The sequence below is a fragment of the Streptomyces fungicidicus genome (assembly GCF_003665435.1).
Classification (GTDB): domain Bacteria; phylum Actinomycetota; class Actinomycetes; order Streptomycetales; family Streptomycetaceae; genus Streptomyces; species Streptomyces fungicidicus.
In genome coordinates this window covers 2,024,878-2,048,591 of record NZ_CP023407.1, presented here as the reverse complement: position 1 = coordinate 2,048,591, position 23,714 = coordinate 2,024,878, and the positions used below count along the sequence as shown (strand labels likewise).

General features: G+C 70.9%; 19 protein-coding genes. 11 read left to right on the top strand and 8 right to left on the bottom strand.

Going from position 1 to position 23,714, the window contains the following annotated elements; translation table 11 throughout:
- The first annotated feature begins 13 nt into the window (after positions 1–13).
- Genes CNQ36_RS09300 through CNQ36_RS09290 form a run of 3 tightly spaced genes read left to right on the top strand, consistent with a single transcriptional unit; the run spans position 14 to position 2,262 of the window.
- Positions 14–655, top strand: a complete 642-nt coding sequence (locus CNQ36_RS09300) for a cell division protein SepF (protein WP_004932332.1) — start codon at positions 14–16, stop codon at positions 653–655.
- Positions 656–704: 49 nt separating this feature from the next.
- Positions 705–995 (top strand): YggT family protein, encoded by a 291-nt coding sequence (locus tag CNQ36_RS09295; RefSeq protein WP_004932337.1) that lies wholly within the window; start codon positions 705–707, stop codon positions 993–995.
- Between the two features lie 52 nt (positions 996–1,047).
- Complete coding sequence (locus tag CNQ36_RS09290) at positions 1,048–2,262, top strand: DivIVA domain-containing protein (protein WP_004932340.1); 1,215 nt, start codon at positions 1,048–1,050, stop codon at positions 2,260–2,262.
- Positions 2,263–2,490: 228 nt separating this feature from the next.
- On the opposite strand, the gene ileS is transcribed toward CNQ36_RS09290, so the two are convergent.
- A complete protein-coding gene (gene ileS / locus CNQ36_RS09285) occupies positions 2,491–5,634 on the bottom strand; it encodes an isoleucine--tRNA ligase (RefSeq protein WP_121545633.1) in 3,144 nt (1,047 codons plus the stop codon).
- Positions 5,635–6,217: 583 nt separating this feature from the next.
- On the opposite strand from ileS, the gene CNQ36_RS09275 reads away from it, so the two are divergent.
- From CNQ36_RS09275 to CNQ36_RS09250, 6 genes are all read left to right on the top strand, one after another.
- The gene (locus tag CNQ36_RS09275; RefSeq protein ID WP_163013224.1) at positions 6,218–7,180 is read left to right on the top strand and encodes a TraR/DksA family transcriptional regulator; all 963 of its coding nucleotides are present in this window, start codon (positions 6,218–6,220) and stop codon (positions 7,178–7,180) included.
- 65 nt (positions 7,181–7,245) lie between these two features.
- Positions 7,246–7,842 carry a signal peptidase II gene (lspA, locus tag CNQ36_RS09270; RefSeq protein WP_121545632.1) on the top strand — a complete coding sequence of 199 codons (597 nt, stop codon included), beginning with the start codon at positions 7,246–7,248 and terminating at the stop codon, positions 7,840–7,842.
- Positions 7,843–7,885: 43 nt separating this feature from the next.
- Positions 7,886–8,830, top strand: coding sequence for an RluA family pseudouridine synthase (locus CNQ36_RS09265; RefSeq protein WP_004932353.1), 945 nt, complete (start codon positions 7,886–7,888; stop codon positions 8,828–8,830).
- A complete protein-coding gene (locus CNQ36_RS09260) occupies positions 8,827–9,294 on the top strand; it encodes a GNAT family N-acetyltransferase (RefSeq protein WP_004932355.1) in 468 nt (155 codons plus the stop codon). The genes CNQ36_RS09265 and CNQ36_RS09260 overlap by 4 nt, the downstream gene beginning before the upstream one ends.
- Before the next feature lie 88 nt (positions 9,295–9,382).
- Positions 9,383–10,969 carry a Na+/H+ antiporter gene (locus tag CNQ36_RS09255; protein ID WP_040908786.1) on the top strand — a complete coding sequence of 529 codons (1,587 nt, stop codon included), beginning with the start codon at positions 9,383–9,385 and terminating at the stop codon, positions 10,967–10,969.
- A gap of 43 nt (positions 10,970–11,012) precedes the next feature.
- Positions 11,013–11,753, top strand: coding sequence for an SDR family NAD(P)-dependent oxidoreductase (locus tag CNQ36_RS09250; RefSeq protein WP_004932363.1), 741 nt, complete (start codon positions 11,013–11,015; stop codon positions 11,751–11,753).
- Between the two features lie 7 nt (positions 11,754–11,760).
- Here CNQ36_RS09250 and CNQ36_RS09245 read toward each other — a convergent pair whose 3' ends face one another.
- Positions 11,761–12,876 carry a mechanosensitive ion channel family protein gene (locus tag CNQ36_RS09245; protein ID WP_004932369.1) on the bottom strand — a complete coding sequence of 372 codons (1,116 nt, stop codon included), beginning with the start codon at positions 12,874–12,876 and terminating at the stop codon, positions 11,761–11,763.
- Positions 12,877–12,983: 107 nt separating this feature from the next.
- On the opposite strand from CNQ36_RS09245, the gene CNQ36_RS09240 reads away from it, so the two are divergent.
- The gene (locus CNQ36_RS09240) at positions 12,984–13,574 is read left to right on the top strand and encodes a dienelactone hydrolase family protein (protein WP_240659420.1); all 591 of its coding nucleotides are present in this window, start codon (positions 12,984–12,986) and stop codon (positions 13,572–13,574) included.
- Here CNQ36_RS09240 and CNQ36_RS09235 read toward each other — a convergent pair.
- The 5 genes from CNQ36_RS09235 to CNQ36_RS09215 form a co-directional block, all read right to left on the bottom strand.
- Positions 13,559–14,539 (bottom strand): zinc metalloprotease, encoded by a 981-nt coding sequence (locus CNQ36_RS09235; protein WP_004932375.1) that lies wholly within the window; start codon positions 14,537–14,539, stop codon positions 13,559–13,561. The two genes, CNQ36_RS09240 and CNQ36_RS09235, sit on opposite strands and share 16 nt — an antisense overlap.
- Before the next feature lie 325 nt (positions 14,540–14,864).
- The gene (locus tag CNQ36_RS09230) at positions 14,865–16,550 is read right to left on the bottom strand and encodes an alkaline phosphatase D family protein (protein ID WP_121545630.1); all 1,686 of its coding nucleotides are present in this window, start codon (positions 16,548–16,550) and stop codon (positions 14,865–14,867) included.
- Positions 16,551–16,640: 90 nt separating this feature from the next.
- On the bottom strand, positions 16,641–17,453 hold the full coding sequence (locus tag CNQ36_RS09225) for a DsbA family protein (protein WP_121545629.1): 813 nt from the start codon (positions 17,451–17,453) through the stop codon (positions 16,641–16,643).
- A gap of 93 nt (positions 17,454–17,546) precedes the next feature.
- Positions 17,547–18,248, bottom strand: a complete 702-nt coding sequence (locus CNQ36_RS09220; RefSeq protein ID WP_121545628.1) for a hypothetical protein — start codon at positions 18,246–18,248, stop codon at positions 17,547–17,549.
- 68 nt (positions 18,249–18,316) lie between these two features.
- Complete coding sequence (locus tag CNQ36_RS09215; protein ID WP_121545627.1) at positions 18,317–19,666, bottom strand: DUF2252 domain-containing protein; 1,350 nt, start codon at positions 19,664–19,666, stop codon at positions 18,317–18,319.
- Positions 19,667–19,871: 205 nt separating this feature from the next.
- On the opposite strand from CNQ36_RS09215, the gene dnaE reads away from it, so the two are divergent.
- Entirely contained in the window at positions 19,872–23,411 is a 3,540-nt protein-coding gene (gene dnaE / locus CNQ36_RS09210) for a DNA polymerase III subunit alpha (RefSeq protein ID WP_121545626.1), read from the top strand.
- A gap of 90 nt (positions 23,412–23,501) precedes the next feature.
- Here dnaE and CNQ36_RS34630 read toward each other — a convergent pair whose 3' ends face one another.
- Positions 23,502–23,669, bottom strand: a complete 168-nt coding sequence (locus CNQ36_RS34630; protein ID WP_163013223.1) for a hypothetical protein — start codon at positions 23,667–23,669, stop codon at positions 23,502–23,504.
- Between the last annotated feature and the right edge of the window lie 45 nt (positions 23,670–23,714).

Sequence of the window (23,714 nt, the reverse complement as noted above, 5' to 3'; positions counted from 1 at the left end):
GAGGACTAGGAGCATGGCCGGCGCGATGCGCAAGATGGCGGTCTACCTCGGCCTCGTGGAGGACGACGGGTACGACGGCCGCGGATTCGACCCAGACGACGACTTCGAACCCGAACTCGACCCGGAGCCCGAGCGGGACCACCGGCGGCACGAGCCGCCGCACCAGTCACATGGATCACATCAGTCCCAAAGGGACGAAGAGGTACGAGTCGCACATCCTCCCGCGCCGCGCGAGCCGGTCGCCCGAGCCGCTTCGCTCCCCGCGGAATCGCCGCGCCCGGCGCGCATCGCGCCCGTGGCATCCATCACACAAGAACGCGCCAGCCTGGAGAAGAACGCACCGGTGATCATGCCCAAGGTCGTGTCGGAACGAGAGCCTTACCGGATCACCACGCTTCACCCCCGGACCTACAACGAGGCCCGTACCATCGGGGAACACTTCCGTGAGGGCACTCCGGTGATCATGAATCTGACCGAGATGGACGACACGGACGCGAAGCGACTTGTCGACTTTGCGGCCGGTCTGGTGTTCGGTCTCCACGGCAGCATCGAGCGGGTGACGCAGAAGGTGTTCCTGCTGTCTCCTGCTAACGTCGATGTCACGGCGGAGGACAAGGCCCGCATCGCAGAGGGCGGGTTCTTCAACCAGAGCTGAGACGCAGGACCGGATCAAGAGCGGTACAGGGGAGAGGGAAAAACAGACCATGAGCGTGTTCGCGCAGGTGATCTACATCGCGCTGATGGTGTTCCTCATCGTGCTGATCTTCCGTTTGGTCATGGATTACGTGTTCCAGTTCGCCCGCTCGTGGCAACCCGGCAAGGCGATGGTGGTCGTCCTGGAGGCCACCTACACTGTCACCGATCCACCGCTGAAGCTTCTGCGGCGGTTCATCCCGCCGCTGCGTCTCGGGGGCGTGGCGCTCGACCTGTCCTTCTTCGTCCTGATGATCATCGTCTACATCCTGATCTCGATCGTGGGCAATCTCGCGAGGTGACTGTGGACGATACGGTCTTGCCGACTGCCGATGACTACGTTGAGGTGAAGAGATGCCGTTGACCCCCGAGGACGTGCGGAACAAGCAGTTCACGACCGTCCGCCTCCGAGAAGGCTATGACGAGGACGAGGTCGATGCCTTCCTCGACGAGGTCGAAGCCGAACTGACGCGCCTGCTGCGCGAGAACGAGGACCTGCGCGCCAAGCTGGCCGCGGCCACGCGCGCCGCCGCCCAGAACCAGCAGAACATGCGCAAGCCTCCTGAGCCACAGGACCAGCAGCAACAGCAGGGCCCGCCCCAGGGCATGCCCCAGCAGGGGATGCCCCAGCAGGGCATGCGAGGTCCCGGCGCTCCGGTGCCCGCCGGCATATCGGGCCCGCCGCAGCAGCAGATGGGTGGCCCCATGGGTGGCCCGCCCCAGCTGCCGAGCGGTGCTCCCCAGCTGCCCGCCGGCCCCGGCGGACAGGGCGGCCCGCAGGGTCCCGGCCCCATGGGCCAGGGTCCCGGGCCGATGGGTCAGGGTCCCGGCCCGATGGGCCAGGGCGGCCCGATGCAGGGGCAGATGGGCCCCGGCGGCCCGATGGGCGGTCCGATGGGCGGCCCCATGGGCGGTCCCGGTCAGGGTGGCCCGATGGGCGGCCCCGGTCAGGGCGGTCCCGGTGGCGACAGCGCCGCGCGCGTTCTGTCGCTGGCCCAGCAGACCGCCGACCAGGCGATCGCGGAGGCCCGTTCCGAGGCCAACAAGATCGTGGGCGAGGCGCGTTCGCGTGCCGAGGGTCTCGAGCGGGACGCCCGTGCCAAGGCCGACGCCCTGGAGCGGGACGCGCAGGAGAAGCACCGCGTCGCGATGGGCTCCCTGGAGTCCGCCCGCGCCACGCTGGAGCGCAAGGTCGAGGACCTGCGCGGCTTCGAGCGCGAGTACCGCACGCGGCTGAAGTCCTACCTGGAGTCGCAGCTGCGTCAGCTGGAGACCCAGGCGGACGACTCGCTCGCCCCGCCGCGCCAGCCCGCGAGCGCCGCTCCGTCGCTGCCGCCGTCCCCGGCGCCCTCGATGGCTCCGGCCGGTGCCGGTGCGCCGTCCTACGGCGGCAACCAGGGCATGGGTGGCGGTCCCGGCGGCCCGTCCGGTCCGTCCTACGGCGGCCAGCAGCAGATGCAGCCGGCGATGACCCAGCCGATGGCGCCGGTGCGTCCGCAGGGGCCGTCCCCGATGGGGCAGGCGCCCTCGCCGATGCGCGGGTTCCTCATCGACGAGGACGACAACTGACGGCCCTGTGGCCATGAGTACGGCGTAGCGGTCGGCAGCGTTCAGGGCGGGGCCCCGGGTTCACCAACCCGGGGCCCCGCCCTTTCGCTACGCGTGTTCACGGTATATGCGCTGCTTGTTCGCACCTGGGCGTGATGTCCGGCGCCCGCGACGCCGAAGGCCCGGGTCCGCCAAGCGTCTTGGCGGACCCGGGCCTTCGTGCGGGGAAGGGCCTCCCGGCCCCGTGCCCTACGCCTTGCGCAGGCGGAACGTCAGGGACAGGCCCTCGTCCGAGAACGGGGCGCCGTAGGTGTCGTCCGCCTCGCCCTGGGCGAAGTCCGTCGCCAGTACCTCGTCGGCGATCAGTTCCGCGTGTTCCGCCAGGGCGGCGATGGCCGCCGGGTCGGTGGCGGTCCAGCGCAGGGCGATCCGGTCGGCCACGTCGAGGCCGCTGTTCTTGCGGGCCTCCTGGATCAGCCGGATCGCGTCACGGGCCAGGCCCGCGCGGCGCAGCTCCTCGGTGATCTCCAGGTCCAGGGCGACCGTCGCACCGGCGTCGGACGCCACCGACCAGCCCTCGCGCGGGGTCTCCGTGACGATCACCTCGTCCGGGGCGAGGGTGATCGTCTCGCCGTCGACCTCCACCGAGGCCGTGCCCTCGCGCAGTGCCAGGGACAGCGCGGCGGCGTCCGCGTTCGCGATCGCCTTCGCCACGTCCTGGACGCGCTTGCCGAACCGCTTGCCGAGCGCGCGGAAGTTGGCCTTCGCCGTGGTGTCCACCAGCGAACCGCCCACCTCGGACAGCGACGCCAGCGACTCGACGTTCAGCTCCTCCGTGATCTGCGCGTGCAGTTCGGCGTCGAGGGTGCCGAAACCGCCCGCCGCGATCAGCGCGCGCCTCAGCGGCTGGCGGGTCTTCACCCCCGACTCCGCGCGCGTGGCGCGGCCCAGCTCCACGAGCCGGCGGACCAGCACCATCTGCTTCGACAGCTCCGGGTCGATCGCGGACAGGTCCGCCTCCGGCCAGGAGGACAGGTGCACCGACTCCGGGGCGCCCGGGGTGACCGGGACGATCAGGTCCTGCCACACCCGCTCGGTGATGAACGGGGTGAGCGGCGCCATCAGCTTGGTCACCGTCTCCACGACCTCGTGCAGGGTGCGCAGCGCGGCCTTGTCGCCCTGCCAGAAGCGGCGGCGCGAGCGGCGGACGTACCAGTTGGACAGGTCGTCGACGAACGCGGAGAGCAGCTTGCCGGCGCGCTGGGTGTCGTAGGAGTCCAGTGCCCGGGTCACCTGGTCGGTGAGCGCGTGCAGTTCGGACAGGAGCCAGCGGTCGAGCACCGGACGGTCGGCCGGGGCCGGGTCGGCCGCGCTCGGCGCCCAGTCCGAGGTGCGGGCGTACAGGGCCTGGAAGGCGACCGTGTTCCAGTACGTCAGCAGCGTCTTGCGGACGACCTCCTGGATGGTGCCGTGGCCCACCCTGCGGGCCGCCCACGGGGAGCCGCCGGCCGCCATGAACCAGCGCACCGCGTCCGCGCCGTGCTGGTCCATCAGCGGGATCGGCTGCAGGATGTTGCCCAGGTGCTTGGACATCTTGCGGCCGTCCTCGGCGAGGATGTGGCCGAGGCAGACCACGTTCTCGTACGACGACTTGTCGAAGACCAGGGTGCCGACCGCCATCAGCGTGTAGAACCAGCCGCGGGTCTGGTCGATGGCCTCGCAGATGAACTGCGCCGGGTAGCGGGCCTCGAAGAGCTCCTTGTTCTTGTACGGGTAGCCCCACTGCGCGAACGGCATCGAACCCGAGTCGTACCAGGCGTCGATGACCTCGGGCACACGGGTGGCCGTGCGGCCGCAGCCGTCCTGCGGGCAGGCGAAGGTGACCTCGTCGATGTACGGGCGGTGCGGGTCGAGGCCCGACTGGTCGGACCCGGTCAGCTCGGTCAGCTCGGTGAGCGAGCCGACGCAGGTGAGGTGGTCGTCCTCGCAGCGCCAGATCGGCAGCGGGGTGCCCCAGTAGCGGTTGCGGGACAGCGCCCAGTCGATGTTGTTGTTCAGCCAGTCGCCGTAGCGGCCGTGCTTGACCGTGTCGGGGAACCAGTTGGTGTTCTCGTTCTCCTCGAGCAGACGGTCCTTGACCGCGGTGGTGCGGATGTACCAGGACGGCTGCGCGTAGTACAGCAGCGCCGTGTGGCAGCGCCAGCAGTGCGGGTAGCTGTGCTCGTACGGGACGTGCCGGAAGAGCAGGCCGCGCGCGTCGAGGTCGGCGGTGAGCTTCTCGTCGGCCTTCTTGAAGAAGACGCCGCCGACCAGGGGCACGTCCTCCTCGAAGGTGCCGTCGGGGCGGACCGGGTTGACGACGGGCAGGCCGTAGGAGCGGCAGACCTTGAGGTCGTCCTCACCGAAGGCGGGGGACTGGTGGACCAGACCCGTGCCGTCCTCGGTGGTGACGTACTCGGCGTTCACCACGTAGTGGGCCTCGGCGGGGAACTCCACCAGCTCGAACGGCCGCCGGTACGTCCAGCGCTCCATCTCCGCGCCGGTGAAGGACTGGCCGGTGGTCTCCCAGCCCTCGCCGAGCGCCTTGGCGACGAGCGGCTCGGCGACGACGATCTTCTCCCGGCCGTCGGTGGCGACGACGTAGGTGACCTCGGGGTGCGCGGCGACCGCCGTGTTGGAGACCAGGGTCCACGGGGTGGTCGTCCACACCAGCAGCGCGGCCTCGCCGGCCAGCGGGCCGGAGGTGAGCGGGAAGCGGACGTAGACGGACGGGTCGACGACCGTCTCGTAGCCCTGCGCCAGCTCGTGGTCGGACAGGCCGGTGCCGCAGCGGGGGCACCAGGGGGCGACGCGGTGGTCCTGGACCAGCAGGCCCTTGCCGAAGATCTCCTTCAGCGACCACCAGACGGACTCGATGTACTCGGGGTCCATCGTCCGGTACGGGTCCTGGAGGTCGGCCCAGTAGCCCATCCGGGTGGTGAGCTCTTCGAAGGCGTCGGTGTGCCGGGTCACCGACTCGCGGCACCTGGCGTTGAACTCGGCGATGCCGTACGCCTCGATGTCCTGCTTGCCGGAGAAGCCGAGCTCCTTCTCGACGGCCAGCTCCACCGGGAGGCCGTGGCAGTCCCAGCCCGCCTTGCGGGCCACGTGGTAGCCGCGCATGGTGCGGAAGCGGGGGAAGACGTCCTTGAAGACGCGGGCCTCGATGTGGTGGGCGCCGGGCATGCCGTTGGCGGTGGGCGGGCCCTCGTAGAACACCCATTCGGGGCGGCCCTCGGACTGCTCCAGGCTCTTGGCGAAGATCTTCTGCTCGCGCCAGAACTCGAGCACGGCGTGCTCGAGGGCGGGCAGGTCGACCTGGGCGGGTACCTGGCGGTACGTCGGCGTTGTCATCAGCGGGCTTCCTCCGGCGGACTTGCTGCCTTCCGTCCGGAGGGACGAGAGCTGTGTCGATCCCTGCGCCGTCTTCGGCGCGCTCCCGCGGTACCACCCTCCTTGGCCCCCCGGTGCGTCGTGTGCTCCGGTGAGCCCCCTCATTGGGGTCGCGATGCCGGTTCTACTCGCCGCTGCCGCGGCTTTCCTCCGGCGGCTCCGGGGTGATCTTCACGTCGCGCTCGCCCCCGGGCTCACACCGTCCCCGGGTCGCTCTCGGCCGCGTACGCCGCTACTCGTCCCCATCCACGCTTTTCGCTCCGCCCAGTGTACGGCGCGGCGGGGACGGCGGCCGACCGGATTTCCGTTGACCCCTTTATGTCCGGACATGACCCGAATGGCCCCCTGTGCGGACTCGCGTTCGGGTACCTCGGCCCCGGTGGCATACCCGGCGGGGAGCTGGGCACAACGCAGGCAGGTTCGCCGCGCGGTGTCCGCGGGGCGAGGAATCGGACGGTGTGCCCCGTTGCCGCGGGACGCGAGTCGATTTATCGTCCCAGCACGATTCGCGTACAAGATCTCAATATGTGAAGGGGCCGCGGCCATGGTGGCGAAGAAGACCGCCGTACAGCACTCGGCGCGGTCCGGCACACCCGGAACGGCTTCCGCCGGTGGCGCCGGGCAGGGATCCGCGCGGAGCGCGGCGACGCGGGCGGCATCCGGCGGGCATCCGGCGGACCCGGACCCCACGACGGCGAACCCGGCCGTGAAGAAGCCGGCCGCGGCGAAGCGGACGCGGAAGACGGCGCCGGCCGGCGAGGCCGCGCCCCACGACGAGACACCCGCGTCCACGCCGCCGGGGAAGGCACCGGCCAGGAAGACCACGACGAAGAGGACACCCGCGAAGAAGGCTGCCGCACGGAAGGCGGCCACCGGGCGCGCGTCCGCCGGAAAGGCGGCGGGCCGGGCGGCCGGGGAAGCGGGGGACGGCGCGGTCGGGGCCGGTGGGGCCCCTCAGGATGTGGCCGGGCGCAGCGCGGCCGATGACGCGGACGCGGCCGACGCCGCGGCGCAGACGGGAGTGACCACGGTGGGTGCGAAGAAGACCCCTGGCACGGCCACGGCGGCGAAGAACGCCGTACCCAAGGCCCGGATCGGCGCGGCGGAGCCGGGCGAGCTCGCGGTGCGTCCGGGCGAGGAGCCCTGGACCACGGAAGAGGTCGAGGAGGCACGGGCCGAGCTGATGTCGGAGGTGCTGCGGCTGGGCGAGGAGATCACCTCCTCCGAGCAGTCGCTGGCCGGCCTGATGCGGGACTCCGGCGACGGCGCGGGCGACGACGACGCCGACACCGGCACCAAGAACATCACCCGCGAGCACGAGCTGGCGCTCGCCGCCAACGCACGCGAGATGCTCACCCAGTCCGAACGCGCCCTGCAGCGCCTCGACGCGGGGACCTACGGCCTCTGCGAGAACTGCGGCAACCCCATCGGCAAGGCCCGGATGCAGGCCTTCCCGAGGGCCACCCTCTGCGTCGAGTGCAAGCAGAAGCAGGAGCGGCGGTACTGATCGTCGGGCGCGCGGGGCGTGCCGTACCCTCGTGCTCAGTCAGGTACCTAGGTTGAGGGACTCACGTGGCAGAGGCGGAGCGCATCATCGGTACGCCGGACACCCCGGACGCGGACCGGGAGGAGCAGGAGCGGACCGGCACCGGGGCGACGGCGGAGGAGGCCGGTGGGCCCCGCGGCAAGCGGCGGATCGCCGTGCTGTTCGCCGTCGCCGTGATCGCGTACGCCCTCGATCTGATCAGCAAGATGATCGTGGTGGCCGAGCTGGAGCACCAGGAGCCCATCGAGATCGTCGGGGACTGGCTGCGCTTCGAGGCGATCCGCAACGCGGGCGCGGCCTTCGGCTTCGGCGAGGCCTTCACCGTGATCTTCACGGTGATCGCCGCGGTCGTGATCGTCGTGATCATCCGCCTCGCCCGCAAGCTCTACAGCCTGCCCTGGGCGATCGCGCTGGGCCTGCTGCTCGGCGGCGCCCTGGGCAACCTCACCGACCGGATCTTCCGCTCCCCGGGCGTCTTCGAGGGCGCGGTGGTCGACTTCATCGCGCCCAAGCACTTCGCCGTGTTCAACCTGGCGGACTCGGCGATCGTGTGCGGCGGCATCCTGATCGTGCTGCTGTCGTTCCGGGGCCTGGACCCGGACGGCACCGTCCACAAGGACTGAACGCGCGTACGGCGCCGCCCGGCCCGTCCGGCATACTCGACGGGTGAGCACGATTCCCGAGATCCGTACCCTGCCCGTGCCCGACGGCCTGGAGGGCGAGCGCGTCGACGCCGCCATCTCCCGCATGTTCGGCTTCTCCCGCACCAAGGCGGCCGAGCTCGCCGCCGCGGGGAAGGTCACGGTCGACGGGTCGGTGGTCGGCAAGTCCGAGCGGGTCAGCGGCGGCGCCTGGCTCGAGGTGGAGATGCCGGGCGCCCCCGCGCCGGTGCGGATCGTCGCCGAACCGGTCGAGGGCATGGAGATCGTGCACGACGACGACGACGTGGTCGTGATCGTCAAGCCCGTCGGCGTCGCCGCCCACCCCTCGCCGGGCTGGACCGGCCCGACCGTGATCGGCGGGCTGGCCGCCGCGGGGTACCGCATCTCGACCTCCGGCGCCGCCGAGCGCCAGGGCATCGTGCACCGCCTCGACGTCGGCACCTCGGGCCTGATGGTCGTCGCCAAGTCGGAGTACGCGTACACGTCGCTGAAGCGCCAGTTCAAGGAGCGCACGGTCGACAAGCGCTACCACACGCTCGTCCAGGGCCACCCCGACCCCACCAGCGGCACCATCGACGCCCCCATCGGCCGGCACCCGCAGCACGACTACAAGTGGGCGGTCACCGCCGAGGGCAAGCCGTCCGTCACGCACTACGACCTCATCGAGGCCTTCCGCGCCGCCTCCCTCCTGGACGTCAAGCTGGAGACCGGCCGCACCCACCAGATCCGCGTCCACATGGCCGCCCACCGGCACCCCTGCGTCGGCGACCTGACCTACGGCGCCGACCCGACGCTCGCCAAGCGGCTCCACCTCACCCGCCAGTGGCTGCACGCCGTACGGCTGGGCTTCGAGCACCCGGGCGACGGGCAGTGGGCGGAGTTCTCCTGCGACTACCCGGAGGACCTGCAGAAGGCCCTGGACCAGGTCCGCGAGGAGACCTACGCGTGAGCGGCTCCCCCGTGGTCCGGGTGGCGGAGGGACCCGCCGACCGGGAGGCGTGCTTCGCGGTCCGCAAGGAGGTCTTCGTCGCCGAGCAGGGCGTCCCCGAGGACGTCGAGTACGACTCCTACGACGCCGGCGCCGTGCACGTGCTGGCGGTCGGGCAGGACGGCACACCGCTCGGCACCGGCCGGCTGCTGCACGGCGCGGCCGCCGCGGCGAAGAACGGCGGCGACCCGGCGGTCGGCTCGCTGGGACGGCTCGCGGTGACCCGGCGGGCGCGGGGCCTCGGCGTCGGCGCCGCGCTGGTGCGGGCCGTCGAGGAGGCGGCCCGTGAGAAGGGGCTCACCGCCGTCGACCTGCACGCGCAGACCCACGCCCTCGGCTTCTACGAGCGGCTGGGCTACGAGGCCTACGGACCCGAGTTCCCGGACGCGGGGATGCCGCACCGGGCCATGCGGCGCGTTCTGTAGCCGGGGGCCGCGCACAGCCGGGTGAGGGTGGCGGCGTGGCAGGGTGGAGGTCCGCCTTCCGCTCGCCGATCCGCCCGGAGTGCCGACCGTGAATCAGTTGACCCTGCTGTTCGCGCTGCTGCTCGGGGCAGTGGTGAGCGTCCCGGTCGGGGAGCGGCTGAGGCTGCCGGCGCCGGTGCTGATGACGGTCCTCGGGATCGTCCTGGCGCTGCTGGAGTTCGTGCCGAACATCGACGTCCCGCCGGACCTGATCCTGCCGCTGCTGCTGCCGCCCCTGCTCTACGCCGCCGTACGCCGGACCTCCTGGCGCCAGTTCGCCGCGAACGTCAGACCGATCCTCCTGCTGGCGGTGGCACTGGTCTTCGTCACCACCCTCTGCGTGGCCGCCGTCGCCCACGCGATCGTGCCGGGGCTGCCGCTGGCCGCCGCCGTGGCCCTCGGCGCGCTGGTCGCACCGCCCGACCCGGTCGCGGCGACCGCCGTCGCCGGGAAGCTGGGGCTGCCGCGCCGGCTGGTGTCGATCCTGGAGGGCGAAGGGCTGTTCAACGACGTCACGGCGATCGTGCTCTACAACGTGGCGATCGCCGCCGCCGTCAGCGGTTCCTTCTCGGTCTGGGCGGCCGGCCTCGACCTGGTGCTGTCGGCCGTGGTGGCGGTGGCGGTCGGGCTCGCGCTGGGCTGGGGCGCCAACAAGCTGATGGACCTGCTCGGCGACGCCACCCTGCAGATCGGGCTGAGCCTGCTCGTGCCGTACGCCTCCTACGTGCTCGCCGAGGAACTGCACGGCTCGGGCGTGCTCGCCGTGCTCACCACCGCGCTGTTCCTCGTCGAGTACGCCACCGACGCCGACGACGTGATGACCCGGCTCGCCGGGCACGCCTTCTGGGACATCGTCGACACCCTGGTCACCGGGGTCGCGTTCGGACTGGTCGGACTCGAACTGCACAACGCGGTGCGGACCGCGGCCGGACACTGGGGCGAACTGCTCACCTGGGCCGCGGTGATCGTCGGCGTGGTCGTCCTGGTCCGGCTCGTGTGGCTGCTGCCGGCGACCTGGCTGACGCAGCGGCTGCACGCCGCGCGGGACACCGCCGAGGAGATCCCGGTGAGCTGGCGCGAGACCGTGGTGATGTGGTGGTCCGGAATGCGCGGCGTCGCCTCCGTCGCACTGGCGCTGGCGATTCCGCTGGAGACCGACTCCGGGGGCGACTTCCCCGGGCGGAGCGAGATCATCTTCATCGCGTTCGGTGTGATCATGGCGACCCTGCTGGTCCAGGGGCTGAGCCTGCCGTGGCTGGTGGGACGGCTCGGGGTACGGGCCGACACCGACCGCGAGAAGCGGTTCGAGCACGACCTCGCGGTCCGGGCGGCCGGGGCGGCGAAGCGCAGGCTCCGGGAGATCGAGGAGGTCGAGGACCTGCCCGAGGAACTCTCCGAGCAGATGCTGCGCAGCGCCTTCGACATCGGGGTGCGGATCAGCCCGGACCTCGCCGACGACGAACGGCGGGAGGCGCACCGGCAGCGGGCGCGGCGGCTGAAGCGGGTGCGCGGGATCCAGCGGGAGATGCTGAGCGCCGCGCGGCACGAGGTGCTGGCGGCGCGCAGCGAGGCGGGGGCGGACCCGGAGGTCGTGGACCGGGTGCTGCGGCACCTGGATGTACGCAGCCTGCGGTGAGCTTCACGGCCCGGGCGGCCCGGTGTTCCGTAAGGTCGCTCCCATGACTCGCAACGTTGTGATCAGTGGAGGCGGCACCGGGATCGGACTGGCCACCGCGCGGGCGTTCGCCGCCGACGGGGACCAGGTGCTGCTGATCGGGCGGCGCCGGGACGTCCTGGAGGGAGCGGACGTGCCGGGCGCCCTGACCTACGCCGCGGACCTGGCCGACCCGGAGGCGGTGCGCGGCGTGGCCGGTTTCGTGGGCCGGGAGTTCGGCGCCGTGGACGTGCTGGTCCACTGCGCCGGCGGCAACGGACTCCTCGAACCCCCGGTCGGCGGCGACGATCCGCTCGACGCGGTGGCCCGTGACTGGACGGTCAACTTCCGGCTCAACACACTGACCGCCGTACTGCTCACCGAGGCGCTGCGGGAACGGCTCGCGGAGCCCGGCGGGCGGGTGCTGTTCCTCAGCTCCATCGCCGCCTACCGGGGCTCCGGCCGCGTCTCGTACGCGGCGGCCAAGGCGGCGCTGCACCCCTACGCGCACGACCTGGCACGGGAACTGGGGCCGCACGGCATCACCGTGAACGTGGTCGCCCCCGGCTACATCGAGGACACCGGGTTCTTCGGCGACGGCATGGACGAGGAGCGGCGGGCCCGGCTCGTCGCCGAGACGTCCGACAAGCGCGCCGGGACGCCCGGCGACGTCGCCGCGACCCTGCACTGGCTCGCCTCCCCGGGCGCCGGACACCTCACCTCGCAGATCATCCAGGTCAACGGTGGTGCCGAGCGCGGGCACTGAGGCCCGCTCAGCGCTCCCTGGGGTGGTTGTGCACCCTGCGGGCCGCCGGTATGCCGTCCGGCGCGCGGCGAGCGTGGTGGCCGGGCGGCAGCACCGCGTCGGCGGCGTTGACCCGGGGCATGGCGTAGGGGTGCTCGGCGGCCAGCCAGCGGAGCATCTGCTCGCGGACCGCGACCCGCACCGTCCAGATGTCGTCCGCGTCCCTCGCCGTCACCAGGGCACGCACCTCCATGGTGCTCGGAGTGCTGTCCGTCACGGTCAGGTTGAAGGCACGGCCGTCCCACGCCGGGCACTCCCGGAGGATGTCGCGGAGCCGCTCGCGCATCGCGTCCAGCGGCGCCGAGTGGTCGAGGTGCCAGAACACGGTGCCCGTCATCTGCGGCGTCCCGCGCGACCAGTTCTCGAACGGCTGGGACGTGAAGTACGACACGGGCATGGTGATCCGGCGCTCGTCCCAGGTGCGCACGGTCAGGAAGGTCAGCGTGATCTCCTCGACCGTGCCCCACTCGCCGTCCACGACCACCGTGTCGCCGATGCGCACCATGTCGCCGAAGGCGATCTGCAGTCCGGCGAACAGGTTGCCCAGCGTGGACTGGGCGGCCACACCGGCGACGATGCCGAGGATGCCCGCCGAGGCCAGCAGCGAGGCGCCGGCCGCGCGCATCGCCGGGAAGGTCAGCAGCATCGCGGCCACCGCCACCACCCCGACGACCGCGGTGACCACCCGCCGGATCAGCGTCACCTGGGTGCGCACCCGGCGCACCCGGGCGGGGTCGCGCTCGCGATGGGCGCTGGCGTAGCGGGTGTACGTGGCCTCGACGACCGCGGCCGCGATGCGGATCGCCAGCCAGGCGGCCGACCCGATCAGCACCAGCGTCAGCAGCCTGCCGATACCGACCTTGTGGTCCTGCAGCAGTTCCGCCTCGTCGTACGAGCCTCTCAGCAGCGCCGCGCACAGCACCAGCTGGTACGGGACCCGGGCACGGCGCAGCAGCCCCCACAGCGGTGTCTCGTGGTGGCGTTCGTCGGCCTTGCGGAGCAGCAGGTCGGTGACCCAGCCGAGCGTCAACGTGAGCACGACCGAGCCGCCGACCACGATCAATGGGCGGAGCACGTCATCCATGCCACCGAACCTAACCGGCTCCGGGGGCGCATGAACATGTGACTTCCGCACGATCCCGGGTAGTGCCGCGATCCGGTGCCGTCACACCGGCTGGCACCATGGACCGCATGAACATCATGCTCTTCCACTCGACCTACGGCCTGAGGCCCGCGGTGCACCGGGCCGCGGACCGGCTGCGCGCGGCCGGACACGAGGTCTGGACGCCCGACCTCTTCGAGGGCCGCACGTTCGACACGGTCGAGGAGGGCATGGCGTACAAGGACGGCACCGGCAAGGACGAGCTGCTGAAGCGGGCCGTGCTGGCCGCCGCGCCCTACTCGGAGCGGGGACTGGTGTACGCCGGTTTCTCCTTCGGCGCCTCCGTGGCGCAGACGCTCGCGCTGGGCGACGGCAGGGCGCGCGGACTGCTGCTCCTGCACGGCACGTCGGACATCGCGGCGAACGCCTCGGTGGACGGACTGCCGGTGCAGCTGCACGTCGCCGAGCCGGACGCGTTCGAGACCGACGACTGGCTCAGCGCCTGGTACCTGCAGATGGGCCGGGCCGGCGCCGACGTCGAGGTGTACCGGTACGCCGGCGCCGGTCACCTCTACACCGACCCCGACCTCCCGGACTGGGACGAGGAGGCCGCCGAGGCCACCTGGCGGGTGGCGCTCGGCTTCCTCGACTCGCTGGAAGGGGATCAGCCGGCGCGGTAGGCGGTCCAGCTCTGCTGCATGCGCGTCACCTGGCCCGCGGTGAACTGGTACATGCACGCGTCGTACGTGTAGTCCATGAAGTTGTGGATCGGGTCGGCGCCCGCCTTGCGGGTGCAGGTGTCGCGGCCTTCGGGGCACTCGTAGGCGGCGCTCTTCTCGGCCGGGGTGTCGTCGACGTAGTCGCCGCTGCCGTTACAGCCCCCCTGGAAGGTGTGGTACAGGCCCATCCAGTGGCCGACCTCGTGGGTGGCGGTGTCGCCCTCGTCGTAGTTGGTGGCCGAGCCGCCCGGCAGTGAGGCGTTCAGGACGACCACGCCGTCCATCGCGGGGCTGGACTTGTACGAGCTGGGGAAGGTGGCCCAGCCCAGGAGGCCGTCGCCGATGTTGGCGGCGTAGAAGTTGAGCGCGTTGGCACCGCCCTTGTGCAGGGCGGTCTTCATCGCCTTCTCCTCCGGCGAGCCGTACCCGACGGTGTACCAGGCGGCGTTGTCGGTGTAGTCGGTGCCGGCCAGTGTGAACTGGAAGCCCGAGTCGGTGTTGCCGGTGCCCTGGCCCGCGTAGGCCGCGTTGAGGACGTCCATCTGGGCGGAGACGGCGGCGGAGTCGAGCTTGCCGGCCTCTCCGTTGTGGATGACGTGGAAGTAGACCGGGACGGTCGTCGAGGCGGCGGCCGCGGTGCTTCCGCCGGCGGAGCGCAGCTTGTCGAGCTTGGCGCGCAGCTCCCGGTCCATGGCCTGGGCGCGGGCCTCGCTGATCTCGTTCGGCTCGGCGGTGTGCTCGCCGTGGCCGGGACGGGCCTCGCGGGCCGCGGTGGGGGCGTCGTCGGCGCACTCGGCGGTCCGGGCGCCTTCGGCGGCGACCGTGGTGGGGGCGGAGAGGGGGGTGAGCATCAGGGTTCCGGCCACGACGGCCGTACCGAGCAGGCGTCTGCGCGACAGTGACGATATCCGGGCAAGCGTACGCATGAGGGCTCCTGGCGGATGCGGTGGGGAGAGAGGCCGGGGATCTTCCTGGCCGCCGCCGGGAGATTACGTGGACATGACTACACGCCAGCAGGAGCGATCAAGCCCAATCAACTACTGGCCAAACAGGGGCATTCGACGCAGTAGTGAACGCGGAAACGTTACGGCGTCCGACGTCCGAAAACTCGACGTCATCATTCCGCCAACGGGCGGGTGGTGTGTCCGGATTCGGCTCACGGCCTCTCACCACCCGCCGTGACGACGTGATCTGCCCGCAACGTCCGGCCCTCTGGTCACAGGTGGCCGAAAATTGCCCCTGGGGGCGGGGCTACACCGGGTCGTAGGTGCGCTCCGCCTTCTGCGTGCCGCTGAGGGTGCGGTAGGAGCGGGTCCAGGCGGAGGTGGCGTTCGCGTCCGTCCGGCTGGACAGCACGTAGTAGTCCATCTGCGCCCGCTCCGCGGTGATGTCCAGTACGCCGTAGCCGTGCCGGTCGGTGTCGACCCAGTGCACGTGCCGGTTGGCGGCCCTGATGAGCGGTGAGGCGAGCGCGGAGACCGTGCCCTCGGAGACCTTCACGATGTCGTCGAGGTTGTCGGAGGTGACCGAGGTGACCACGAACTCCGTGGCGGCCGACGCCGACAGCGGGTAGGTGCCCGCGTTCACCGGCACGTCGTTGGCCCACGCCATGTGGATGTCGCCGGTGAGGAAGACCGTGTTGCGGATGGCGTTCGCGCGCAGATGCGCGAGGAGTTCCCGGCGGTCGTCGGTGTAGCCGTCCCACTGGTCGGTGTTGAGGGCGAGCCCCTCCTGCGGCAGGCCCAGCAGCTTCGCCAGCGGCTTCAGCAGGCTCGCGGGGAGGGAACCCAGGGCGAACGGCGAGATCATCACCGAGGTGCCGACCAGCCGCCAGGTGGTGTCGGACGCCGTCAGGCCCGCCTTCAGCCAGTCCAGCTGGGCCCGCCCGGTGAGGGTGCGGTCCGGGTCGTCGACCTCGCCGTCGCCGAGGGAGACCTGCTGGGAGCGGAAGGACCGCAGGTCGAGCAGCGAGAGGTCGGCCAGCCTGCCGAACCGCAGCCGGCGGTAGGTGGTGCCCTCCAGCGCGGGCCGCACCGGCATCCACTCGAAGTACGCCTGCTTGGCGGCGGCCTGGCGGGCCGCCCAGGTGCCCTCCGCGCCCTCGGTGTGGTTCTCGGCGCCGCCCGACCAGGCGTCGTTGGCGATCTCGTGGTCGTCCCAGATGGCGACGACCGGCGCCCTGTGGTGCAGGGCCTGCAGATCGGGGTCGGTCTTGTAGGTCGCGTGCCGGAGCCGGTAGTCGGCGAGGGTGACGATCTCGTGGGCGGGCGCGTGCGGCCGGACTACCTGGCCGCGGGTGCCGTACTCGCCGGTGCCGTACTCGTAGACGTAGTCGCCCAGATGCAGCCAGGCGTCCAGGTCGCCGCGGGCGGCGAGGTGGCGGTACGCCGAGAAGTGGCCGGCCTCCCAGTTGGCGCAGGACACCACGCCGAAGCGCAGTCCGGTCACCGCGGCGTCGGCGGCCGGGGCCGTGCGGGTGCGGGCGACGGGCGAGTCGGTGCCGCCGGCGGAGAAGCGGAACCAGTAGTCGGTGGCCGGCCGCAGACCGCGGATGTCCGCCTTGACGGTGTGGTCGGAGGCGGCGGTGGCGACGGCCGAACCCCTCGCCACCACGTCGGTGAACGCCTTGTCCCGGGCGACGGTCCAGCTCACCTCGGTGTCCGGGCCCAGCCCGGAACCGGCTGTCGCCTCCGGCACCGGCGTCACCCGGGTCCACAGCAGGACGCCGTCCGGCAGCGGGTCGCCGGAGGCCACGCCGTGCAGGAAGGCGGGCGCCTGCGCGGCCGCGGCCCGCGCGGGGACGGCGGCCGCGAGGGGTCCGGCCAGCACCGCGGTGGCGGCGGCCGCCTTGACGACCGTACGGCGGCGCGGGGACAGGGAGTCGGCGTCCGCGGTGGCGGGCGTGGCGCTCTCGGATGCTCTGTGTCGACTGGTCACAGCCGATCAGGTTACTGACAGGTACACGCGAGAGCGGGCGAACTCACCAAAGTTCGCCCGCTCTTCGGCGAACGGTCAGCCGGCCGGGCCTCAGGCCTTGAGCGCCTTGTCGACCGCCGTGGTGAACTCCTCCACCGTCATCGGCGCGTTCTGGCCGTCGGAGCCGGTGACCTTCTTGCCGTCCATCATCAGCGTCGGGGTGCCCCGGGCCTCGCTGTTGTCGAACACCTCGGACATCTCCAGCGCCCACTTGTCGTAGGTGCCGTCCTTGACGTCCGCCTGGAACTGCTTGTTGTCCTTCAGGGCGTCGACCGAGTTGGCGACCTTGATCAGGTACGCGTCGTCCTTGAACTTGTCGTCCGTCTCCTCGGGGTGGAACTCGGCCGAGTAGAGCGCGCTCTTGTAGGCGAGGAACGCCTCGGGGCTGACGTCCAGCGCGGCGCCCAGCGCGCTCAGGGCGTTCTTGGAGCCCTCGCCGGTCAGGCTGCGGTCGAGGAACGAGGCGCCTATGAAGCGGATCTTGTACTTGCCGTCCGCGAGGTCCTTCTCGATGGTCTTGCCGACCGTCTGCTCGAAGGAGGCGCAGACCGGGCAGCGCGGGTCCTCGTACAGTTCGAGGGTCTTCTTCGCGCCGGACTCGCCGATGACGACGGTCGTGCCGTTCTTGCCGCTGGTGTTGGCGGGCTTGACCAGCTTGGCGTCCTTGGCGGACTCCCAGTAGTCGGGCTTACCGGCCTGGACGACCGCGTAGCCGATGCCGCCGGCCGCGGCCAGCACGCCGACGACCGACAGGGCGACGACGACCTGCCGCTTGGCCTTCGCCTTCTTGGCCTGGCGCTCGCGCTCCACGCGCAGCCGCTCCCGGGCCGCCGTCTTCGCCGCCTGGCTGTTCCGCTTGCTCATGGTGATGTCTCCACGGGGGACGCACACGGTCGTGTGCGGGATACGTATGGGGGACTGCTGGTGCTCGGACGGTGCGCCGGGGCGGGAACCGCCTCAGGCGGACAGGGCGGAGCAAGGCGGTCCGCGGCGTCCCAGGGAGTGTGCGAGGAGCAGGGTCCGCGCCAGGGCGGTGCGGGGGAGCGGGCGGGCCGGACGGCGGACCTCCGGGGCCCGGCGCACGGCCACCGCGGCGACCGCGAGCAGCAGCGGCCGGAAGGTCGTGGCCGCCACCGCGCTCAGCAGCTGGGCGAGCGCACGCTCGCCGCGGCGCAGCCAGGCGGCGGCGAGCAGGCCGATCCCGATGTGCGCGCCGAGCAGCGCCCAGGCGGTGGCCGGGTCGGCGTCGGCGAGCGCGGCCGCCAGCCGGTCGCCGCCCTCGGCGGCCGGCCCGGTCACCCGGGCGAGCGGCGCGCCGACGCCGGTGCCGTCGCCGCACAGCAGGTCGAAGCCGACGGCGCGCAGCGGACCCGCCACCGGGCCGCCCATCCGGCCGTAGCAGACGTGCTGGCCGGTGGTGAACACCGTGTCGGCGGCCAGCTCCAGCGGGATCAGCAGGGCGGCGATCCGCCCGAAGGAACGCTCCCGGCCCGCCAGGGCGTACGCCAGGAGGAACACGGCGGCGCCTATGGCGGCCACCGTGTTCAACGGCAGCGGAGCCCCGGACAGCAGCACGTGCGACGCGGCGCTGAGCGTCACGACGACAGCCGTGAACAGCGCCGCGCGTACGGCTCTGAGCTGGGTTCCGGATATGTCCATGGCGCTGAAGAGTGTGTCACGTGCTCCGGTAAGGGATCCCTAAAGGGTTCCTGTGGACGTGCCGGGGGTCACAGACCCGGGATCCTGCCGTTGCGGAACAGGTCCAGGAAGATCTGGTGGTCGCCGCGGGCGCGGGCCCCGTAGTCGTGGGCGAACTCGACCAGGAGCGGGACCAGGGAGACCTCGTCGGCGGCGATCGCCGCGTCGATGGCGCGCTCGGTGGAGAACGGCACCAGGGACTCGCCGGAGGTGTCGTCCGCCGCCGCGTGCATCGTCGCCGTGGCCCGGCCGAGGTCGGCGACGACCAGCGCGATCTCCTCCGGGTCGTCGATGTCGCCCCAGTCCAGGTCCACGGCGTACGGCGAGACCTCGGCGACCAGCTGTCCCGAGCCGTCCAGCTCGGTCCAGCCCAGCCACGGGTCGGCGTGCGCCTGGAGGGCGCGCTGGGAGATCACCGTGCGGTGCCCCTCGTGCCGGAAGTACTCCCGGATGGCCGGATCGGTGATGTGCCGGGAGACCGCCGGGGTCTGGGCCTGCTTGATGTAGATCACGACGTCGTTCTCCAGGGCGTCGCTGTGGCCCTCCAGGAGGATGTTGTACGACGGCAGCCCGGCCGATCCGATGCCGATGCCGCGGCGGCCCACGACGTCCTTCACCCGGTAGGAGTCCGGGCGGGCCAGCGAGGCGTCCGGCAGCGTCTCCAGATAGCCGTCGAAGGCGGCGAGCACCTTGTAGCGGGTGGCGGCGTCCAGCTCGACCGCGCCGCCGCCGGCGGCGAAGCGGCGCTCGAAGTCGCGGATCTCGGTCATCGAGTCCAGCAGCCCGAACCGGGTCAGCGAGCGGGCGTCGCGCAGCGCGTCCAGCAGCGGCCCCTGGGCGGTGTCCAGCGTGAACGGCGGCACCTCGTCGCTCTTCGCGCCGGTGGCCAGCGCGTGGATCCGCTCCCGGTACGCGGCCGTGTAGATCGTGACCAGCTCGGTGATCTGCTCGTCGCTGAGCGCCTTGGCGTACCCGATCAGCGCCATGGAGGCCGCGAACCGCTTGAGGTCCCACGTGAACGGGCCGACGTAGGCCTCGTCGAAGTCGTTGACGTTGAAGACCAGGCGGCCGTTGGAGTCCATGTACGTGCCGAAGTTCTCCGCGTGGAGATCGCCGTGGATCCACACGCGCGAGGTGCGGTCGTCCAGGTACGGCCCGCTGTACGTCCGCCCGCCGCCCTGCCCGGCGTGCTCGGCGTCGAGGTCGTGGTAGAAGAGGCACGCCGTCCCGCGGTAGAAGGCGAAGGCCGAGGCGGCCATCTTGCGGAACTTCACGCGGAACGCGGCCGGGTCGGCGGCCAGGAGCTCGCCGAACGCGGTGTCGAGGACGGCGAGGATCTCCTCACCGCGGTGCTCGTCGTTGAGCTGCGGTACCGACATCGCCTGGTGCCTCCTGGTGCGGGGTGTCTCGGGGACGGCTGCTCCGTCGCCCGCCTAACGTGTGAAGGTGCGCGGGAGTGCCCGCGCCCCCGCCCGAAGGTACGTGGTGACGGCCTCCGGGTGTCAGTGCCGGGGCATAGACTTCGACGCTGTCCCCCGGACCGTCCGCCGCCCGTCGCCGCCTGTTCTCCTTGGAGGCCGCACCGTGTCAAAGCCGCCGTTCACGCACCTGCACGTCCACACCCAGTACTCGCTGCTGGACGGTGCCGCGCGGCTGAAGGACATGTTCGACGCGTGCAACGAGATGGGCATGTCGCACATCGCCATGTCCGACCACGGCAACCTGCACGGGGCGTACGACTTCTTCCACTCCGCGCAGAAGGCCGGGGTCACCCCGATCATCGGGATCGAGGCGTATGTCGCGCCCGAGTCCCGGCGCAACAAGCGCAAGATCCAGTGGGGCCAGCCGCACCAGAAGCGGGACGACGTCTCCGGTTCCGGCGGTTACACCCACAAGACCATGTGGGCCGTGAACAGCACCGGCCTGCACAACCTCTTCCGCCTCTCCTCCGACGCGTACGCCGAGGGCTGGCTGCAGAAGTGGCCCCGGATGGACAAGGAGACCATCGCGCAGTGGTCGGAGGGCATCGTCGCCTCCACCGGCTGCCCCTCCGGCGAGGTGCAGACCCGGCTGCGCCTCGGCCACTTCGACGAGGCGCTCAAGGCCGCCGCCGACTACCAGGACATCTTCGGCAAGGACCGCTACTTCCTGGAGTTGATGGACCACGGCATCGACATCGAGCACCGGGTCCGCGACGGCCTGCTCGAGATCGGCAGGAAGCTCGGCATCCCCCCGCTGGTCACCAACGACTCGCACTACACCTACGCGCACGAGGCGGTCGCCCACGACGCGCTGCTGTGCATCCAGACCGGCAAGAACCTCTCCGACCCCGACCGCTTCAAGTTCGACGGCACCGGCTACTACCTCAAGTCCACCGACGAGATGTACGCCATCGACTCCTCGGACGCCTGGCAGCAGGGCTGCGCCAACACCCGGCTGATCGCCGAGATGGTGGACACCACGGGCATGTTCGAGAAGCGCGACCTGATGCCCAAGTTCGACATCCCGCAGGGGTACACCGAGGTCAGCTGGTTCAAGGAGGAGGTCCGCCGCGGCATGGAGCGCCGCTTCCCCGGCGGCGTCCCCGAGGACCGCCAGAAGCAGGCCGACTACGAGATGGACGTCATCATCCAGATGGGGTTCCCGGGGTACTTCCTCGTCGTCGCCGACTTCATCATGTGGGCCAAGAACAACGGCATCGCGGTCGGCCCCGGCCGTGGCTCCGCGGCCGGCTCGATCGTCGCCTACGCCATGGGCATCACCGACCTCGACCCGATCCCGCACGGACTGATCTTCGAGCGGTTCCTCAACCCCGAGCGCGTCTCCATGCCCGACGTCGACATCGACTTCGACGAGCGCCGGCGCGTCGAGGTGATCCGGTACGTGACGGAGAAGTACGGCGCCGACAAGGTCGCCATGATCGGCACGTACGGCAAGATCAAGGCGAAGAACGCCATCAAGGACTCCGCGCGCGTGCTGGGCTACCCGTACGCGATGGGCGACCGCCTCACCAAGGCGATGCCCGCCGACGTCCTCGGCAAGGGCATCGACCTCAACGGCATCACCGACCCCTCGCACCCCCGCTACAGCGAGGCCGGCGAGATCCGCGCGATGTACGAGAACGAGCCGGACGTGAAGAAGGTCATCGACACCGCCAAGGGCGTCGAGGGCCTGGTCCGGCAGATGGGCGTGCACGCCGCCGGCGTCATCATGTCCAGCGAGCCCATCGTCGACCACGCCCCGATCTGGGTGCGGCACACCGACGGCGTGACCATCACGCAGTGGGACTACCCCCAGTGCGAGTCGCTGGGCCTGCTGAAGATGGACTTCCTCGGTCTGCGCAACCTGACGATCATGGACGACGCCGTCAAGATGGTGAAGGCCAACAAGGGCGTCGACCTGGACCTGCTGAGCCTGCCGCTCGACGATCCGAAGACCTTCGAACTCCTCCAGCGCGGCGACACCCTCGGTGTCTTCCAGTTCGACGGCGGACCGATGCGCTCGCTGCTGCGGCTGATGAAGCCCGACAACTTCGAGGACATCTCCGCCGTCTCCGCGCTCTACCGTCCCGGCCCGATGGGCATGGACTCGCACACCAACTACGCGCTGCGCAAGAACAAGCTCCAGGAGATCACCCCGATCCACAAGGAGCTCGAGGAGCCGCTGCGTGAGGTCCTGGACGTCACCTACGGCCTGATCGTCTACCAGGAGCAGGTGCAGAAGGCCGCCCAGATCATCGCCGGCTACTCGCTCGGCGAGGCCGACATCCTCCGCCGCGTGATGGGCAAGAAGAAGCCCGAGGAACTGGCGAAGAACTTCACCATCTTCCAGGCCGGCGCCCGCAAGAACGGCTACAGCGACGAAGCCATCCAGGCGCTCTGGGACGTCCTGGTGCCGTTCGCCGGCTACGCGTTCAACAAGGCGCACTCCGCCGCGTACGGACTGGTGTCGTACTGGACCGCCTACCTCAAGGCGAACCACCCCGCCGAGTACATGGCGGGGCTGCTCACCTCGGTGAAGGACGACAAGGACAAGTCGGCGGTCTACCTCAACGAGTGCCGCCGCATGGGCATCAAGGTCCTCCCGCCCAACGTCAACGAGTCCATGTCGAACTTCGCCGCGCAGGGCGACGACGTGATCCTCTTCGGCCTCTCCGCGGTGCGCAACGTCGGCACCAACGTGGTGGAGTCGATCATCAAGTGCCGCAGGGCCAAGGGGAAGTACACGTCCTTCCCGGACTACCTCGACAAGGTCGACGCGGTCGTCTGCAACAAGCGCACCACCGAGTCGCTGATCAAGGCCGGCGCCTTCGACGAGATGGGCCACACCCGCAAGGGCCTCACCGCCCAGTACGAACCGATGATCGACAACGTGGTCGCGGTGAAGCGCAAGGAGGCCGAGGGACAGTTCGACCTCTTCGGCGGCATGGGCGAGGAGCAGAGCGACGAGCCCGGCTTCGGCCTGGACGTGCAGTTCACCGACGACGAGTGGGACAAGACCTACCTCCTCGCGCAGGAGCGCGAGATGCTCGGTCTCTACGTCTCCGACCACCCGCTGTTCGGCCTGGAGCACGTGCTGTCCGACAAGGCCGACGCGGGCATCTCCCAGCTCACCGGCGGTGACTTCGGCGACGGCGCGGTGGTCACCATCGGCGGCATCATCTCGGGTCTCCAGCGCAAGATGACCAAGCAGGGCAACGCCTGGGCGATCGCCACCGTGGAGGACCTCGCCGGCTCCCTCGAGTGCATGTTCTTCCCGGCGACGTACCAGCTCGTCTCCACGCAACTCGTCGAGGACGCGGTGGTGTTCGTCAAGGGCCGGCTCGACAAGCGGGAGGACGTGCCGCGGCTGGTCGCGATGGAGCTGATGATCCCCGACCTGTCCAACGCGGGCACCAACGCGCCCGTGGTGCTCACCATCCCGGCCACCCGCGTGACCCCGCCGATGGTCAGCCGTCTCGGCGAGATCCTCACCCACCACAAGGGCGACAGCGAGGTCCGCATCAAGCTCCAGGGGCCGACCAGGACGACGGTGCTGCGCCTGGACCGGCACCGGGTCAAGCCGGACCCGGCCCTGTTCGGCGACCTGAAGGTCCTCCTCGGACCCTCCTGCCTGGCCGGCTGACGCCGTCCGGAGACGCGCGTGAGGGGCGCACCCCGACGTGGGTGCGCCCCTCTTCATGTGCCCGGGCCGCGACGGCCCGTCATACGGTTGTCAGTTGTGGCCGAAGCGCTTCTGCCGGCCCTTGCCCGGGCCGACCGCGCCGGGCACGACCTGCGTGGTGCGCTGCTCGTCGGGCGTCTCCATCGTGGACTGCCGGCCCGCCCGCTGGGCGTGCTCGGCCTGCGGCTGCTTACGGTCACGGTTCTTGTTCTTGGCCATGGTGGTGCCTCCTGTGGGGGACTAGGCCCTGTCTGATAATTGATC